The following is a 443-nucleotide window of genomic DNA, read 5'->3' as shown; positions in this document are numbered from 1 at the left end:
ACGAACACCAATGGGCATTGGCTCAGATATGTATCGTCAGCAGATTTTGGACCACTACAAGAACCCCCGAAACCACGGTCGGCTCGAATCGCCGACGTACACTCACACGGGGGAAAACCCCTCCTGCGGCGATACGATTACGATGGACGTGCAGCTCGCCGATGACGGCGAGACGATAGAGCGCGTCGCGTTCTCCGGCGATGGCTGTGCCATCAGTCAGGCGTCCGCGAGCATGCTCACCCAGCGACTCCCGGGCACGACGCTCTCGGAACTGAACGAGATGGACACCGACGACATCACGGAGATGCTCGGCGTTGACATCTCGCCGATGCGTGTCAAGTGCGCCGTCCTCGCGCGACAGGTCGCACAGGACGGCGCGAAGATTCACGACGGCGAGATAGAAATCGAGAAGACGAAAACCGAAGACGACGACTAGCTTCGTC

1 protein-coding gene is annotated in these 443 nt (G+C 59.8%); it reads left to right on the top strand.

Annotated features, from left to right (window positions below; translation table 11 throughout):
• Positions 1 to 10: 10 nt before the first annotated feature.
• On the top strand, positions 11 to 436 hold the full coding sequence (gene sufU / locus DVK06_RS17820; RefSeq protein WP_004058592.1) for a Fe-S cluster assembly sulfur transfer protein SufU: 426 nt from the start codon (positions 11 to 13) through the stop codon (positions 434 to 436).
• Positions 437 to 443 lie beyond the last annotated feature (7 nt).

The organism is Halorubrum sp. Atlit-28R (assembly GCF_003665955.1).
Lineage (GTDB): Archaea > Halobacteriota > Halobacteria > Halobacteriales > Haloferacaceae > Halorubrum > Halorubrum tropicale.
Note: the sequence above shows the minus strand (reverse complement) of the source record. Positions and strands in the feature narration are given on the sequence as shown.